Annotated in this window: 13 protein-coding genes and 3 pseudogenes; 12 read left to right on the top strand and 4 right to left on the bottom strand. The window is 63.8% G+C overall.

What is annotated here, in order from left to right; all coding sequences use genetic code 11:
• Positions 1-32: 32 nt before the first annotated feature.
• The 7 genes from DQ397_RS23475 (at position 33) to arsJ (ending at position 7,696) form a co-directional block, all read left to right on the top strand.
• Complete coding sequence (locus tag DQ397_RS23475) at positions 33-488, top strand: (2Fe-2S)-binding protein (protein ID WP_043209020.1); 456 nt, start codon at positions 33-35, stop codon at positions 486-488.
• Complete coding sequence (locus DQ397_RS23470) at positions 488-2,737, top strand: xanthine dehydrogenase family protein molybdopterin-binding subunit (protein ID WP_043209022.1); 2,250 nt, start codon at positions 488-490, stop codon at positions 2,735-2,737. Before DQ397_RS23475 ends, DQ397_RS23470 begins: the two co-directional genes overlap by 1 nt.
• A 16-nt stretch (positions 2,738-2,753) precedes the next feature.
• Complete coding sequence (locus DQ397_RS23465; protein WP_043209024.1) at positions 2,754-4,091, top strand: cytochrome c; 1,338 nt, start codon at positions 2,754-2,756, stop codon at positions 4,089-4,091.
• Between the two features lie 166 nt (positions 4,092-4,257).
• The gene (locus DQ397_RS23460; protein ID WP_043209026.1) at positions 4,258-4,614 is read left to right on the top strand and encodes a metalloregulator ArsR/SmtB family transcription factor; all 357 of its coding nucleotides are present in this window, start codon (positions 4,258-4,260) and stop codon (positions 4,612-4,614) included.
• Between the two features lie 55 nt (positions 4,615-4,669).
• Complete coding sequence (arsH, locus tag DQ397_RS23455) at positions 4,670-5,386, top strand: arsenical resistance protein ArsH (RefSeq protein ID WP_043209028.1); 717 nt, start codon at positions 4,670-4,672, stop codon at positions 5,384-5,386.
• A 63-nt stretch (positions 5,387-5,449) separates the two neighbouring features.
• The gene (locus DQ397_RS23450; RefSeq protein WP_043209030.1) at positions 5,450-6,454 is read left to right on the top strand and encodes an ArsJ-associated glyceraldehyde-3-phosphate dehydrogenase; all 1,005 of its coding nucleotides are present in this window, start codon (positions 5,450-5,452) and stop codon (positions 6,452-6,454) included.
• 9 nt (positions 6,455-6,463) lie between these two features.
• A complete protein-coding gene (gene arsJ, locus DQ397_RS23445) occupies positions 6,464-7,696 on the top strand; it encodes an organoarsenical effux MFS transporter ArsJ (RefSeq protein WP_043209031.1) in 1,233 nt (410 codons plus the stop codon).
• 129 nt (positions 7,697-7,825) lie between these two features.
• On the opposite strand, the gene DQ397_RS23435 is transcribed toward arsJ, so the two are convergent.
• Positions 7,826-8,719, bottom strand: a complete 894-nt coding sequence (locus tag DQ397_RS23435) for a universal stress protein (protein WP_043209033.1) — start codon at positions 8,717-8,719, stop codon at positions 7,826-7,828.
• Positions 8,720-8,881: 162 nt separating this feature from the next.
• Here DQ397_RS23435 and DQ397_RS23430 point away from each other — a divergent pair, with 162 nt between their 5' ends.
• Positions 8,882-9,778: a universal stress protein gene (locus tag DQ397_RS23430; protein ID WP_043209036.1), complete on the top strand. Its 897-nt coding sequence runs from the start codon at positions 8,882-8,884 to the stop codon at positions 9,776-9,778.
• A 35-nt stretch (positions 9,779-9,813) separates the two neighbouring features.
• Positions 9,814-9,921 (top strand): annotated as a pseudogene (locus DQ397_RS23425) (ribose-phosphate pyrophosphokinase); the annotation flags it as partial.
• A gap of 39 nt (positions 9,922-9,960) precedes the next feature.
• Here the strand turns inward: DQ397_RS23425 and DQ397_RS23420 are convergent.
• A pseudogene (locus DQ397_RS23420) lies at positions 9,961-12,230 on the bottom strand (heavy metal translocating P-type ATPase).
• Positions 12,231-12,235: 5 nt separating this feature from the next.
• Entirely contained in the window at positions 12,236-12,487 is a 252-nt protein-coding gene (locus DQ397_RS23415) for an Lpp/OprI family alanine-zipper lipoprotein (protein ID WP_043209082.1), read from the bottom strand.
• A 292-nt stretch (positions 12,488-12,779) separates the two neighbouring features.
• Between DQ397_RS23415 and ftsH the strand changes: the two genes are divergently transcribed.
• The 3 genes from ftsH to DQ397_RS23400 are packed head-to-tail and all read left to right on the top strand — an operon-like array spanning position 12,780 to position 15,924.
• Positions 12,780-14,621 (top strand): ATP-dependent zinc metalloprotease FtsH, encoded by a 1,842-nt coding sequence (gene ftsH / locus DQ397_RS23410; protein ID WP_148921635.1) that lies wholly within the window; start codon positions 12,780-12,782, stop codon positions 14,619-14,621.
• A 28-nt stretch (positions 14,622-14,649) separates the two neighbouring features.
• The gene (locus DQ397_RS23405; protein WP_043209039.1) at positions 14,650-15,075 is read left to right on the top strand and encodes a potassium channel family protein; all 426 of its coding nucleotides are present in this window, start codon (positions 14,650-14,652) and stop codon (positions 15,073-15,075) included.
• A 39-nt stretch (positions 15,076-15,114) separates the two neighbouring features.
• On the top strand, positions 15,115-15,924 hold the full coding sequence (locus DQ397_RS23400) for a hypothetical protein (RefSeq protein ID WP_238556601.1): 810 nt from the start codon (positions 15,115-15,117) through the stop codon (positions 15,922-15,924).
• Here DQ397_RS23400 and DQ397_RS23395 read toward each other — a convergent pair.
• Positions 15,899-16,629 (bottom strand): annotated as a pseudogene (locus tag DQ397_RS23395) (helix-turn-helix domain-containing protein). The gene DQ397_RS23400 and the pseudogene DQ397_RS23395 overlap by 26 nt on opposite strands.
• Between the last annotated feature and the right edge of the window lie 175 nt (positions 16,630-16,804).

Below are 16,804 nucleotides of genomic sequence, written 5' to 3'. Positions count from 1 at the left end.
CGACACATCAACCGACTGATTACAGGTGAGCCATGGAGCTGAAAATCAACCAAAAGACCTATCAGGTCGATGCCGAAGCCGACACGCCGCTGCTGTGGGTGATCCGCGACGACCTGGGGCTGACCGGCACCAAGTACGGCTGCGGCCTGGCCCAGTGCGGCGCCTGTTCGGTGCTGGTCGACGGCAACGTGGTGCGCGCCTGCGTCACGCCGGTGGCCGGTGTGGTCGGGCGGGAGGTGACCACCATCGAGGCGATCGAGGCCGATGAGGTCGGCAAGCGCGTGGTGGCGGCGTGGGTCGAACACCAGGTGGCTCAGTGCGGCTATTGCCAGTCCGGCCAGGTGATGGCGGCCACCGCACTGCTCAAGCACACACCCACGCCCAACGACGAGCAGATCAACGCGGCGATGGTCAACCTGTGCCGCTGCGGCACCTACAACGCCATCCACGCCGCCATGCACGACCTGGCCCAAGGGGGTAAAGCCTGATGAAAACGCCCCTGGAGCTCCCCGAAGACCTGCTGAGCCTGACGCTCGGTGCAACCGTCAACCTGTCGCGCCGGCGTTTTCTCGCCGGTACCGCCGTCGGTGCACTGGTGCTGGGCTTCGGCCTGCCCCTGGGTTCACCCCGGGTGCAGGCGGCCACAGCTACCGGCACTGAACGCGGCACCCAGGTGCCGGCCTTCCTGGAGATTCGCCCGGACAACACCGTACGCCTGCTCAGCCCGTTCATGGAAGGTGGCCAAGGCACCTACACCGCCATGGCGCAGATCGTCGGCGAGGAACTGGATGCCGACCCGGCCACGTTCGTGGTCGACAGCGCCCCACCTGGCGAAGCCTACGTGGTGATGGAAAACGGCATGCGCATCACCGGCGGCAGCATGTCGGTGCGCATGAGCTACCCGACCATGCGCCGTCTCGGCGCCATGGCCCGCGCCATGCTGCTGCAGGCCGGCGCCGAGCACTTCGACGTGCCGGTGGGCGAACTCTCCACCGAGCCTGGCAAGGTCGTCCATGGCGCCTCTGGGCGCAGCATCACCTATGGCGAGCTGGCCGGACGCGCCATGGACCTGCCCGTGCCGGACCCGGCCAGTGTCCCGCTGCGCGACCCCAGCCAGTTCCGCTGGATCGGCAAGCCGGTCAAGCGCGTCGATGCCTACGACAAGTCCACCGGCAAGGCCCAGTACAGCATCGACATCCACCTCGACGGCATGCTCCAGGCCGCCGTGCAGCATGCGCCACGTCTGGGCATGACCCCTGGCGGCATCCGCAACGAAGCCCAGGTCAAGGCCATGAAAGGCGTACATTCCGTGCACCTACTGCCCGGTGCGGTCGCAGTGGTCGCCGAGCGTTGGTGGTACGCCAAGCGTGCAGCCGAGGCGCTTCAGGTCGACTGGCAGGAGCCGGGGCCCGACGCGACGGTACGGCCCATGCCCAAGGATTTTTCCAGCGATGCCTGGCGCGAGCACCTGGCAGCCCAACCAGGTCCAGGCCGCGATGACGAAAAACATGGTGATGTAGCTGCGGCCCTGGCCAGCGCCAAGACCACCGTCGAGGCCACCTACCACAATCAGTACCTCAACCATGCCCAGCTGGAGCCGCCCTCGGCGACCGCGCGCTTCAACCCGGACGGTTCGCTGGAGGTGTGGCTGCCCAACCAGGCGCCAGACATGTTCCGCGACGACATCGCCAAACGCACCGGGCTCGACCCTGCGCGGATCACCCTGCACTCGCCTCTGCTCGGCGGCTTTTTCGGTCGGCATTTTCTCTATGACTCGGCCAACCCCTACCCTCAGGCCATCGCGCTGGCCAAAGCAGTCGGGCGCCCGGTCAAGGTGATCTGGACGCGCGAGGAAGAATTCCTGCGCGATGTGCTGCGCCCCGTCGCCGTGGTCAAGTTCCGCGCCGGGCTCGATGACAAAGGGCTGCCGGTGGCGCTTGAAGCGGTGAGCGCCACCGAGGGTCCTACCGAAGCCATCGCCGGCAAACAGGGCGAGCAACTGGACCCTACAGCGCTCGAGGGGCTGTCGGGCAAGGCCTACGCCATCGCCAACACGCGCATCGCCCAGATCTACGTCAAAGGGCCGGCCATGCTCGGCTACTGGCGTTCGGTGGGTAATTCGCTCAACGACTTCTTCTACGAAGCCTTTCTCGACGAACTGGCCGACAAGGGCGGCCAGGACCCCTACGCGTTGCGTCTGCACCTGCTGCAGGGCAACGCGCGCTTGACCACATTACTGCAGGCGGTCGGCGAGTTGTCCGGCGGTTGGAAGCGCGGTCCGTTCACGGCCGAGGATGGCAGCACGCGCGCCCGTGGCGTGGCCATGGCCTCGCCATTCGGCTCCGAGGCGGCGGTGATCGCCGAGGTGTCGATCGAGAACGGCCAGGTCAAGGTGCACGACATTTGGCAGGCGATCGACCCGGGCAGCATCGTCAACCCGGCGATCATCGAAGCCCAGGTCAACGGCGCGGTGGCCCTGGGGCTGTCCCAGGTGCTGCTGGAGGAAGCGGTATGGCAAAACGGCATGCCGCGGGCGCGCAACTACGACCTGTATCCGGTGCTGCCGCCTTCGCGCATGGCGAGGGTGCATGTGCGCATCATCGAGAGCGGCGCGAAGATGGGCGGGATCGGCGAGCCCCCGCTACCAGCGGTGGCGCCTGCCGTGGCCAACGCGGTGGCACGGCTGACCGGTCAGCGCATTCGCAGCATGCCGCTCAGTCGCTATACCTTCAGCTGACGCCCAGGGGCCACCCATGCACAACCGTCGACTCGCAACCGCCGCCCGTTGGCTGGCCCTGCCGTGCCTGGCTGCGGCAGGCCTGTTGGCCTGGTATGTCACCCGTGAGCCAGCCTCGCCCCTGGCCGGCGAGGCGCCACCGGACGCTGCGCTGGTCAGTCGTGGCGAGTACGTCGCTCGCCTGAGCGACTGTGTCGCCTGCCACAGCTTGCCGTCGGGCAAGCCATTCGCTGGCGGTCTGGAAATGGCCACGCCGCTGGGCTCGATCCATGCCACCAACATCACCCCCGACCGGCAGACCGGCATTGGCACCTACAGCCTGGCTGACTTCGACCGCGCCGTGCGCCAGGGCGTCGCGCCAGGAGGCCGACGGCTGTACCCGGCCATGCCCTACCCCTCTTACGCCAAGCTCAGCGACGATGACGTCAGGGCGCTGTATGCCTTCTTCATGCACGGCGTACCGCCCGTCAACCAGGCCAACATCCAGAGCGACATTCCCTGGCCGCTCAACCTGCGCTGGCCCATCGCCCTGTGGAACGGCCTGTTCTCGCCCACCACACCCTATGCGGTCAAACCCGCACAGGATGCACTGTGGAACCGCGGCGCCTATATCGTCCAGGGCCCCGGTCATTGCGGCAGTTGCCATACACCTCGGGGCCTGGCCTTCAACGAGAAGGCCCTGGATGAGCGAGGTGCGCCGTTCCTGGCCGGTGCCCTGCTCGATGGCTGGTATGCCCCGAGCCTGCGCGGCGACCACAACACCGGCCTTGGGCGCTGGAGCGAGGCGGACATCGTGCAGTTCCTCAAGACCGGGCGAAACCAGCATGCCGTGGTATTCGGCTCGATGACCGAAGCCTTCAACAACTCCACCCAGTTCATGAACGACGAGGACCTGACGGCGATCGCGCGCTATCTCAAGTCATTGCCGGGCGACCGTGAGCGCGACGGTGCGCCCTGGCAATACCAGGCCTTGCCTGCCACGCACTTGGACACCCCAGGCGCCCAGACCTACCTGACCCACTGCGCCTCCTGCCACGGCCTCGATGGCAAGGGCCAGCCCGAATGGATGCCGCCCCTGGCCGGGGCCACCTCGGCGCTGGCCAAGGAAGACGCCTCGGCCATCAACATCACCCTCAACGGCTCGCAACGGGTCGTCGCCCAAGGCCAACCGGACGCTTACCGCATGCCGGCGTTTCGCGAGCAGTTGTCGGACCGGCAGATTGCCGATGTCCTGACTTTCATGCGCAGCGCCTGGGGTAATCGGGGCGGTGCAGTGCAGGCCCAGGCGGTCGCCAAGCTGCGCGAACACACCGACCCGGCCAGCAGCAGCCCGATCATCCTGCACATGCGCTGAGTGGTCGCCGGCCAATGCCGGACGAGGTGGCCAGGCCCTTGGCGCCTGACCGCCCCGCTGAGCTCTGCCTCTGATCAGCGGGGGCTTGAGATATATTCGATAAGGCGTATATTCACAAAATCATATATCCCTCGAAACTCGTGCTCGTCAGCCCATGAGAACCGCCATGATTGACCCTTTGTCGCCCACCCAGGTTTTCAAGTGCCTCGCCGACGAGAACCGTGTGCGCATGATGCTGCTGATTGCCCGCGAGGAAGAACTCTGCGTGTGCGAACTGATCTGCGCCCTGGATGAAAGCCAACCCAAGGTCTCCCGCCACCTGGCGCAACTTCGCACCTGTGGCCTGCTGGAAGACCGCCGTCAAGGCCAATGGGTGTATTACCGGTTACATCCCGCATTGCCCGCCTGGGTACGCGAAGTGCTGGCAACCACGCTGGAGGCCAACCGCGAATGGCTCAGCACCAGCACCCGACGCCTGGATGTCATGGGCGAGCGGCCCCAGCGCCTCGCCTCCTGCTGCTGATTGCTCCCATTGGCGTGCGAGCAAAGAACGCCGTCCCTCTGCCAAGAGTGAAATCATGAACGAACACCCTATTCCCAACCTGGACAACGCACTCGTTGACCTGCCGACCGTGGACAAACTGGCGCGCGTGCAGACCTCCACGCACAAACCACGGATCCTGCTGCTCTACGGATCGACCCGCGAGCGCTCCTTCAGCCGGCTGTTGACCGAAGAAGCGGCCCGCCTGCTGGAACACTTCGGTGCCCAGACGCGCATCTTCAACCCCTCGGGCCTGCCGCTGGCCGATGACGCCCCGGACGATCATCCCAAGGTCAAGGAACTGCGCGAACTGGTGCTCTGGTCCGAAGGCATGGTCTGGTGCTCGCCTGAGCGCCACGGCGCAATGACCGGCGTGTTCAAGTCGCAGATCGACTGGATCCCTTTGAGCATGGGCGCGGTACGTCCGACCCAGGGCAAGACCCTTGCACTGATGCAGGTCTGCGGTGGATCGCAGTCGTTCAACGTGGTGAACCAGTTGCGTGTGCTCGGCCGCTGGATGCGCATGTTCACCATCCCTAACCAGTCGTCAGTGCCCAAGGCCTACCTGGAGTTCGACGAAGCCGGGCGCATGAAGCCGTCTGCGTACTACGACCGCGTCGTCGATGTCATGGAGGAACTGGTGAAATTCACCCTGCTGTTGCGCGACCGCGCCGATTACCTGGTCGACCGTTACTCCGAGCGCAAGGAGTCGGCCGAGGAACTGTCCAAGCGCGTCAATCAACGTTCCATCTGAACCCTTCACGACCTCTCCCCACCTCCGTTGGAGGTGGGCTTATCCCACTTCGAGCACAAGAACATGACAATCAAAGTAGGCATCAATGGTTTTGGACGTATTGGTCGTCTGGCGCTGCGCGCGTCCTGGGAGTGGCCAGAATTCGAGTTCGTGCAGATCAATGATCCGGCCGGCGACGCCGAAACCCACGCCCACCTGATCAACTTCGACTCGGTCCACGGACGCTGGCACCGTCAAGCCAATGCCGAAGGCGACTCGGTGGTGATCGAGGGCAAGCGCATCAAAGTCACCGCCAACAAGACGATCTCCGACACCGATTGGTCGGGCTGCGACCTGGTGATCGAGGCCAGCGGCAAGATGAAATCGGTGGCCGTGCTCCAGGCCTACCTCGACCAAGGCGTCAAACGCGTGGTGGTCTGTGCCCCGGTGAAGGAAAGCGGCGCGTTAAACGTGGTGATGGGCGTCAACCAGCACTTGTTCGATCCGGCGCAGCACCGCATCGTCACCGCCGCCTCCTGCACCACCAACTGCCTGGCGCCGGTGGTCAAGGTGATTCACCAGCACCTGGGCATCCGCCACGGCTCGATCACCACCATCCACGACTTGACCAACACCCAGAGCATTCTCGACACGCCGCACAAGGACCTGCGTCGTGCCCGCGCCTCGGGCATGAGCCTGATTCCCACCACCACTGGCTCGGCCACTGCGATCGCCGAGATTTTCCCCGAACTGCGCGGCAAGCTGAACGGCCATGCCGTGCGCGTCCCGCTGGCCAACGCCTCGCTGACCGACTGCGTGTTCGAAGTGGAGCGTGCGACCACGGCCGAAGAAGTCAATGCGCTGCTCAAGGCAGCCGCCGAAGGCCCGCTCAAGGACATCCTGGGTTATGAAGAACGCCCCCTAGTGTCCATCGACTACCGCACCGACCCACGCTCCTCGATCATCGATGCCTTGTCGACACTGGTGGTCAACGGTACCCAGGTGAAGGTCTACGCCTGGTACGACAATGAATGGGGCTATGCCAACCGCGCAGCGGAGCTGGCCCGGCTGGTCGGCACGGCGGAGTAAGCAGCGATCATGAAGGCGTTGTCTGCCCTGTCTTCGCAAGTCCGTCAGTACCTGCTGGTGACCGGCAATTACTGGGCTTTCACCCTCACCGACGGCGCCTTGCGCATGCTGGTGGTGCTGCACTTCCATGCACTGGGCTACACGCCGCTGCAGATCGCGGCGCTGTTCCTGTTCTACGAAGTGTTCGGGGTGATCACCAACCTGGTGGGCGGCTACCTGGGCGCCCGTCTGGGGCTCAACCGCACCATGAACATCGGCCTGGGCCTGCAGGTGCTGGCCTTGCTGATGCTCACGGTGCCGGCCGCCTGGCTGACGGTGCCTTGGGTGATGGCCGCCCAGGCGCTGTCCGGCATCGCCAAGGACCTCAACAAGATGAGTGCCAAAAGCACTATCAAGCTGCTGGTTCCGGGCAGCCAGCAAGGCACTCTCTACCAATGGGTTGCCCTACTCACGGGCTCGAAAAACGCGCTCAAGGGCGTGGGGTTCTTCCTTGGCGGCGCACTGCTTGCCCTGCTCGGCTTCACCCAGGCGGTGCTGGCCATGGCGACAGTCCTGGCCTTGATCTGGCTCGCCAGCCTGATCTTGCTGAAAAAGGATCTGGGCAAAGCCAAGGCCAAACCGAAATTCCGCGACCTGCTGTCCAAGAGCCGGGCGATCAACCTGCTCTCGGGCGCACGACTGTTTCTCTTCGGCGCCCGCGATGTGTGGTTCGTCGTGGCACTGCCGGTGTACCTGAGCACCGCCTTTGGCTGGGATTTCTGGCAGGTCGGTGGCTTCCTGGCCAGCTGGATCATCGGCTACGGCATCGTCCAATCGCTTGCCCCTCGTCTTACCGGCAAGGCGCGCGGTCATGTCCCCGACGGCCGGGCGGCCTTCGCCTGGGCCACCGCCCTCGCTGGCGTGCCCGCGCTGATCGCCTTGGGCCTGACTGCCGGCGCGCCAGCCCAGGTCGTGCTGCTCGGCGGGCTGATGCTGTTCGGCGTGCTGTTTGCGGTGAATTCGTCGCTGCACAGCTATCTGATCGTCAGCTATGCCAAGGAAGACGGCGTATCGCTGGATGTGGGCTTCTACTACATGTCCAACGCCCTGGGGCGGCTGATCGGCACACTGCTCTCGGGGTGGGTGTTCCAGGCGTATGGCCTACAGGCGTGCCTGTGGATCTCCTGCGCCTTCGTGCTGCTGGCGGCCTTGATTTCGGTCGCGTTGCCAAGGCATGCCAAGGGGGTTGTCGGTGCGCATTAGCCCCCCCGGGCGGCCGTGCGACCGGCCACCAGGGTGACCGCACAGGACATCATCGAGTGCCACGTTCCTCCCTATGAAGTCGACTTTTGTATTGAGCTGGTGCGCCATGGCCGTGCACATAGCACCGTGTCAGACCGCAGGTGTCGGCTTGACCGCCAGAATGCTGCAGGGGGCACTGCCGATGAGTCTTTCGGTGGTGTCCCCAATCAGTTTGGCCCAACGCTTGGGCTGCACCACGCCCACCACGACCACATCGATCATCAGCGAGCTGATATGCGCCTTGATGATGCGAAGTGGCGCCCCCTCGACGAAGTACCGATGCGAATAGGCAATACCGTGCGCATCGGCCAAGGTATCGAACGGTACCCGCAGTGACGCTCGCACCTCCTGTGCCCATGGCTCGGCGAGCTCTGCATTGGCCAGCATGGCCATGGGCAGGTCGTAGGCCGACAACAGGTGCGCGTGCCCATTGCACTGGAGCGCCAGTTGCTGACCGGCCTCTATCAACCGGTGGTTGAGCACGTGCTGAGCAGGCTCGGGACTGGCCACATCCACTGCAATCAACACCTGGGCCGGCATGGCCGGCGCATTGACCGGCACGAACTGGAACACCCCTTGGCAGGCATGCAACAACGCATAGTCGAGCGAGGCCTGCGCGATCTGCCCAAACATCGAGCTGGCGGGGCAATCCTTGATCACCAGGTCAGGTGCGAACTTCGCAATATAGGCGGGGAGGAAATCACGCGGGTTGAGGGTCTGCACGGCCTCGAACGATGGACGGGGCCGGTGGGCGCACTGCTCGTCGAGCAACGCATTGAGCTCGGCATTGAAATGCACGAACGATGCTGTCGCTGCCGGGGATTGCTGCAGTTCGTGGTGCAATCGCAGCTCCGTGGGCTCATAGACAGCCAGTACATGCAACGAAGCGCCCGAAGCATCCGCCAACGCCAGCGCCCGAAGCAAGGCGGCCGGACATGACTCGGGCTGGGTCATGATCAAGAGAATCCGGCGGTACGGGCTCATAGGCCACCTCCCGAGACGAGGGTCGACACTCGCAGCCCCGTCATTATCAGAACAGGTGCTGGCGCAAGCTTGATAAAAGTCAAGGCTTGAAAGGCCCGATACGTCACCCTTGGCCTGTACCGATGCGCCTTGCTCAAGGCTGCCATCGCCGAGGAGGCCATCATGACTACCTATTCGCGACTCCTGTTGATCTGCCATCCAGACCTGCACCCCTCGCCCGCCATGGCCCGCGCGCAAGCGCTGGCCAGTGGCACGGGGGCTACTCTGCACCTTGTGGTGATGAGCCAACTGCCAAGCCGCTTGGCGACGCTGGACCAGGTACTGCGCAGCAATGCCCGCAAGCAGGACGCCGAGCATCGCAAGGCCTGGCTGGCTGAACAGGTCGCGGCGCTGGGGGCGCTCGGCATCACCGCCTACGCCGAAACCGTGGACGAAGACGATCCGCTGAAGGACTTGATTCACCTGGCCCAACTGCATCGTGTGGAAATGGTGATCAAGGACATCAAGCACGAAACCGCCCTGAGCCGCGCCCTGCTCACGCCACTAGATTGGCAGTTGCTGCGTCGTTGCCCGATCCCTCTACACCTGGTGGCCCATGCCGAGCCCACGCTGCCAACACGTGTCATTGCCGCTGTGGAACTGGCCGAGAACGGCCCAACGATCCAGAAACTCAACGATCGCATCTTGCAAGCGGCACACACCCTTGCGCAGCGCTGTAAAGCGCAACTGCACCTGCTTCAGGCATACGAACCCAGCCCCAGCTTCGTTGCCTATGCAGCCGCCCCTGTGGCCTGGACCGAGGCGCTGGTCGAGGAAATGACCGGCCGCGCACGCGAGCGTCTGGCAAAGCTGGGTGCCGACCAAAGCATTCGGCAGGATCACCTGCATCTGGTGCGCGGCCCCGCCAGCAAAGTCGTCAGCGAGTTCGCCAATCAACAGGGTTTCGACGTGGTGGTGATGGGAACGCTCTACCATGAAGGGCGCACCAAGGTTGTCGGCAGCACCACCGAGCAGGCCCTGTACAAGGTCCAGTCCAGCATTCTGGCCATTCACGGTTGAATGCGGTGGCGCACCGTTTAGGCTTGATGCTGGCCAAGGCAGGGCTGAGGGGCGAGCATCTGATAGGTGACGTGGCCGGCAGAACCGTCATCGTTTTCGACGACCTGATCAGCACCGGTCAGACACTGCTGCGTGCCGAGCAATTGCAGGACACCTGATACAGCAACCGCTCACACCCAAGCTCAGCGTCGATCCAAGGAGCGATACAGCGCGTCCTCCTGGTCGAAGTGAAGCTTGGCCAGGGTGTCCAGACGAACAAGCTGTTGCTGTATCTCTTCAGCACTTGGAGCTCGCGTTGCCTGGCTGAAATCTTCGCTCATACGCGACAGCAGATGAATCAGGCGAAAGATTTCGCGATGGGTATGGCTCATGGTCGACAGTGGATCATCACCTGGCATGAAGCGGCTAAGCAGCGGGTAGAGCCGGCGTTCGTCATCGCGTTCGTGACGCTCCAGCAGGTTGTGCAGAGCAGCGACCAAGTTGCTCAAGTCGGCCTGTGCCTTGTCGAAAGGACGACTGGAAAAGTCGCGAGCCATCTGGCTCAGGTCCGTTAGCACCCCCTCCAGTTGCCGGTGCTCATCCTGGAGCCGATCGATCGCGGCGACGTCGATGCCGGCGCGCCGCCTACCGGGCCAGGGTCCCAATGCGCGCAGGGCATTGCCGATGATCAGCAGATCGATCCCTTCCTGCAGGATGGCGCCGAGCAAGGCCGGCAGATAGCCTGCCGCGGCGATGAGCATGGCCAGCAACGACAGGCTCATCCCGGCCCACACGCCTTGCCGCGCGATGTGCACGGCATGCCGGGCAATATCCAGTGCTTCGACCAGCCGGTCGAATCGGTCCACCAGCAGCACCACACCCGCCGCCTGTGCCGAAGCGGTGACGCCAGACGCCCCCATGGCCACGCCGACATCGGCAGCGGCCAGGGCTGGAGCATCATTGATGCCATCGCCGACCATCAGCGTTGGCTCGCGGCGGCAGCCTTCCTGCACCAGGCGCACCTTGTCCTCGGGCGTCAGGCCAGAATGCAGTTCGTCGATGCCCGCAGTCAGTGCGATTGCCTGTGCCGTTCCAGACGATCCCCCGTCAGCATGACGATCTTTTCGATACCTCGGTTACGGAGCAAGCGCAGGCTCTGGGGTGCTTCCAGGCGCAGGTTGTCGGCCAGCCTGATCATCCCTTTGAGTTGACCGTCGATCGCGACAAAACTGCCACTGCTGGCCAGGTAATCCAGCTGCTGCAAGCGCGCCTGCGCCCAGGCATCGCTTTGCACATAGCCCACCGCTCCCAAGCGCACGGCATGCCCCTGTACGGTGCCGGCAAGCCCCTGCCCGGGAGTCTCCTGCACATCCTGAGGAGGTGTCAGCGACAAACCGCGCACGCGAGCGGCCTGGACAATGGCCTGGGCGATCGGGTGCGAAGAGGCCTGTGCCAGCGAGGCGGCCCACTGCAGAAGCTGCAGCGGCAGCCCTTCACCCTGGAGCTCGATCGATTGCATCTGGGCATGACCACCGGTCAAGGTACCGGTCTTGTCCAGAAAGACCTGCCGGATCCCGGCAAGCGCTTCCAGAACCTGGCCATCCCGCACGAGGATGTTGCGTCGCGCGGCCCTGGAAATACCGGAGATGATGGCGATGGGCACGGCCAATATGAGCGGACAGGGGGTGGCGACCACCAACACTGCGAGCACGCGATACACATCGCCGCTGAGCCACCAGGCGGCCCCCGCGACCAGCAACGTCAGCGCAATGAAGCCCAAGGCGTAACGATCGGCCAAGCGAACGAAAGGCGCGCGAGATCGACGCGCCGTTTCGGCCAGACGTACGATGCCAGCATAGGTGCTCTGCGCTGCCGTGCGCGTGGCCAGTAACAGCGCTGGCGCGCCGGTGTTGGTCACGCCACTGGCCAGAAGCTCACCGCAATAGCGTGTGACCGGCAAGGACTCGCCCGTGAGCGCAGCCTCATCCAGTATCACCTGATCGCTCAGCAGACGACCATCGACCGGCACCACCTCGCCCAGGCGCACCCATACGATTTGACCGGGCTGAACTTCGTCCACGGGTACTTCACGCAGCCCGTCGTTTTCTTGAATCCAGGCACGCTGGGGAGCCCGCTCGATCAAGGCCCGCAGTTCGCGCTCGGCGTGTTGCAGGCTGAGCGCCTCCAATGCACGCCCGGTCGCCAGCATCAGCGCGACCACCGCACCGACCAGCATCTGCTCCAGCCACAGCGCCGCCAGGATCGACACCAGGGCGATGAGATCGATGCCAGCTTCGCGCCTGGCCAGGCGCCTGGCGATCTCCACGGCCGGCACCAGGGCCATCACACTGCTGCCTCCCGCCCAGATCAGCGCCGCCCAGGCAGGCTGCTGCGCGGCATAGGCGACCCCGCCAAACAGCAAGGCCACTGCACTCACGAGCAACAGGCCCGGGTCCAGCCAACGACGTGACATGGCGGTTACTTCTGTTTGGCCTGCCGCTGCAACCGTTGGACCTCTTGCTGGGTCTGGGTCGCGATGCGCAGCGCCTGGTTGGCAGTCTGCTCGACCAGATCGATCCGGTAGCAGACCTCGTCAGCGCGCAGCCTTGCGGTGGCGGCGTTGTTCTCCGCCGACTCCAGGCGCGCATCGATTTCCTCGGCGCGCCAAGGACTGCAGCCTGAAACGGATACCAGCACGATCGACAACCCGATAAGCAGATAGCGTCGCATGTCCATGCCCTCGCAGGTGCCTAAGATGACTTGAGTATCCGTAGCGCATCGGGCAGCGGCCTGACATTTATCAAGCTCCTGCGGCGTGGGCAGCACGTCGATCTTGACCTTTGTCAATCGCGCCAGGCCATCGACGGGTAAAAACAAGGACTAAAGGCAATGGCGTCGTCACGCTTTCAGGGGGCGGTGCCCGGCGTGAGGAAGGTCGACGATTGTCTGCTGATCGCCTGAAGCGCTTCATAGAATGCGTGGCACGAGGCCCGTCCAGTGATCGTCTCGAGGAACTGCGGCCATGAATAAAGATCAGCCATCGAAACTGTATTACCTGGCGATCGCGATCGCGCTGCTCACCGCCCTGCTGTTCAGTCTGTTCGACCGCTCGGCTGTCGCAACCCTCCCTTACAGCCAGTTCCTGCAACTGCTCGAACAGCAAAAAGTCAGTGATCTGCAAATCAAGCGCAATCGTATCCAGGGCAGGCTGCAGGAACCGATCGATGGGCGCGAACGGTTTTCCACCGTCCGCGTCGATCCGGCGCTGTCGGCGCAGCTCAGCCAGTCCGGGGTCGCCTTCACCGGTCTGGCAGAAGACAACACGGTCGCGGACTTGGCGGGCTGGTTACTGCCGTTGATGGTCATGCTCGGCGCCTGGTTCTTCATTTTCCGTGGGTTTGGGGAAAAGCAGGGGCTGGGGGGCTTGATGAGTGTCGGCAAGTCCCGTGCGCGGGTCTATGCCCAGCGGGACATCAAGGTCACCTTCGCCGATGTTGCCGGGATCGATGACGTCAAGGATGAACTGATCGAAATCGTCTCGTTCCTGAAAAACCAGGCCTGGTACGCACGCCTGGGGGCTCACGTCCCCAAAGGAACCTTGCTGGTCGGTCCCCCCGGAACCGGCAAGACCTTGGTGGCCAAGGCAATCGCCGGAGAGGCGGGAGTCCCCTTCTTCTCGATCTCCGGATCGGAGTTCGTGGAAATGTTCGTGGGCGTGGGCGCCGCCCGAGTGCGCGACCTGTTCGACCAGGCTCGACACGCGGCACCGTGCATCATTTTCATCGATGAGCTGGACGCCCTGGGCAAGATGCGCGGTATCGGCAACCTGGGTGGCAATGACGAGAAGGAGCAGACGCTGAACCAACTGCTGGCCGAACTGGACGGCTTCGATCCGCGCGAAGGCGTCGTGCTGCTGGCAGCCACCAATCGCCCCGAGGTGTTGGACCCGGCGTTGCTGCGCGCGGGACGATTCGACCGGCAGATCCTGATAGACCGGCCCGATCGCAAGGGCCGCCTGGCGATCCTGAAAGTGCACCTGCACAAGATCGTCTACAAGAACGACCTGGATTGCGAACGCATCGCCGATATCACGCCTGGCCTGACCGGCGCCGACCTGGCCAACCTGGTCAACGAGGCGGCCATCGTCGCCACCCGGCGCGCCAGTCAGTGGGTCGAACTGGAGGACTTCACCGAGGCGGTCGAGCGCCTGGTCGCTGGGGTAGAGCGCAAGAGCACCGTGCTGCGTGAAGACGAGCGCCAGGTCGTGGCGTATCACGAAATGGGCCATGCCCTGGCCGCCAGCAGCCTGCCGGCGATGGACCCGGTCCACAAGGTGTCGATCATCCCACGGGCCGCGGGCTCGCTGGGCTATACCCTGCAAAGGCCGACGGACGACCGCTTCCTGATCAGCGGGCAGATGCTCAGAGACCGTATCGTGGTGCTGATGGCAGGCCGTGCGGCCGAAAGCCTGGCATTCGGCCAGGTGTCCACCGGGGCCGCCGATGACTTGGGCCGCGCCACCGATATTGCCCGACAGCTGATCACCCGGTTCGGCATGAGCCCTGAATTGGGCCAGGCAGTGCTGGAGCGCCAGCAGGCCAGTTACCTTGGAGACGCCCTGTTGCGTCAGGAGCACAAGGATTACTCCGAGCAAACGGCGCGGGAAATCGACCTTGGCATTCGTGAGCTGCTCGAGCAGGCCTACAAGCGAGCCCAGGCATTGCTTGAGCAACGCCGTGCCGATCTGGACGCAGGCGCGCGCTTGCTGCTGGCCAAAGAAACCATCACGCCCGAGGAGTTTCCCGCCCTGCAGCCGCAGCTCAAGGAGCCTGTGGCATACCCATTGATCGGCACTGCAAAATAATCACCCGATTTCGGCCAGGGTGCCTGCCATGTTCACCGTCACGCTGATCAACACACTGGTCGTGATTCTTGTGGTGATCATTCACTACGAATGCCTTCTGCGCCTGAACGACTGGCTGCCACGGCTGAAGCTATGGAGCCGCTTCCGGATCGTGGTCGGTGTGTTCGGGGCGCTGCTAGCCCACGCATTGGAGGTGTGGTGCTTCGCCCTGGCCTACTACCTGATGGCCAATGCCGAAGGCTGGGGCTCGTTCAGTGGCAATTTCGACGGCACGTTCATGGACTGCGTGTACTTCTCCTTCACCACCTACACCACCATCGGCTTCGGCGACATCGCCCCCACGGGCAATCTCAAGTACCTCACAGGCCTGCAAGCGCTGACAGGCCTGGTGTTGATCACCTGGACGGCATCGTTCCTGTTCCTGGAGATGCAGAAGTACTGGAAGGCCAAGTAGCGATGCGTCATCGGCTGAAGGAAGCCCGAGGATGCCGGTTTGACCCTGATCAAAGTGCGCCTGTGGCAGAGGCCTAGCCTGAAGCAAGCACGTAACGCTTGCACGTTCGAGGCGCGTATGAGGCGGGAAGACAGCGGAGGTGTCCGGTTACTGGAAGTGTTACCGGGCCCAGGCATCCAGCAATGCTTGCGCCTGGAGCTGTGCGGCTCGCAGCTCACGGAAGCGATGCCGGGCCAGTACTGCCTGCTGGGCAGCCAAGGCGTTGACCTGTCATGCAGCTACGTCAGCCTGCCAGGCATGGCCAGGCGCTTCACCGTGACCACGCATCGCACCCAAGCATTGGGGCAGGCAGGTGATGTTCTCGATTACTCAGGGCCGCTGGGCAGCGCTTGGCCGATTCCGTTGCACAGTACGCGGCTGCTGGCGGTCACCCGAGGAGAAGGGATCCTGGCGCTTCTTGGCTGCCTGGATGAAATCCTCTGCTGGCTGCCCTGGGTGCAGGTGCAACTGTCACACGAAGGCTTCCCCCACGATCAGCTACCCGATGATTGTCTCCACAGGCTCTCGACGCTGTCTCCCCTGCCCCGCAACAGCTGCAGCGGATGGGCGCAACTTGCAGATCAACTGACGCATTTCAAGCCCGACACCGTCTACTGCTGCGCGCCGGCGCACATCGCCCGCCAAGCCGCCCGCCTGTGCTGGCAACACGGCGTACCTGCACAGCGTATCTGGCTACGTACGGATCAAGTGGCGCCCCAAGCAGAGCGCTGGCGATCTGCGCTGGAAGGCCCGGTGCAACGCTATGACCGGGTGCTCGCGATGCTCAACCGGCCTCCTCCACCCGGGTGAGATTGACCAGGCTTTGCTGGTCGACAAGCCGGACTTCCCGACCGACGCATTCAATGAACCCTGCCTGGGTGAATCGGCTGAACAGCCGGCTGACGGTTTCAAGCGTCAGATCCAGGTAATTGGCAATGTCGCCTCGGGACATGGGCAGTCTGAACAGGTCGGTACGTAGGCCTCGCTGGTGATACCGAGCCGACATGCCCAGCAGGAATATCGCAAGGCGCTGGTCGGCACGCCCATGGCAGCAGCGCAGGTGTTCATCCTTGCCCTGGATCCCCAGGCTGAGCATGTGCAACAGCTGGTAGCGCAAGCCTGGAATCTGCCCCGACAGGTCAACCAGTTGATCGAGCTTGATCGAGCAGACCAGCGATATGTCCAGCGCCAGGGCGAGCTTCGGTAATGACTGGCACCGATGGCATCCAGGCCCAGCATTTCCCCCGGCAGGATGAATCCGCTGACCCGCTCGTTGCCTTCGGCGTCGAGCAGGAAATTCTTGATGGCCCCTGAGCGCAGGGCAAACACGTGATCCATGGGCTCATCGGCCTTGAACAGGTACTCGCCCTTCTTTAGCGGGCGATTCCGGCGCACGATGTGCTCGAGCTTGTCCACTTCGTCAGCACTGAGGCTGGCGGGCAGGCAAAGCCGGCTCAACGAGCACGCAAGGCACTTCACCTGGGGCCTTGCCCCCAAATCTTCAGAGCCTGACATGACGATGCCTCCGCTTGCTCATGCAGGGCATATATAAAAACTAGCTGCTTCGTCTGAGCCATGCGCCATGGCCGACCAAGGGTCATCTGCCTCCCTGCCTGAACCTGAGCAAGATCAAGACAAGCCCGCGAGCCCTCGTCATGCTCATGCGCCAGGCAATCGTTTCCGGTGACCC

Source organism: Pseudomonas sp. CK-NBRI-02 (assembly GCF_008124495.1).
In the GTDB taxonomy this organism is placed as follows: Bacteria; Pseudomonadota; Gammaproteobacteria; order Pseudomonadales; family Pseudomonadaceae; genus Aquipseudomonas; species Aquipseudomonas guariconensis.
This window is presented reverse-complemented; position numbering and strand designations above follow the sequence as displayed.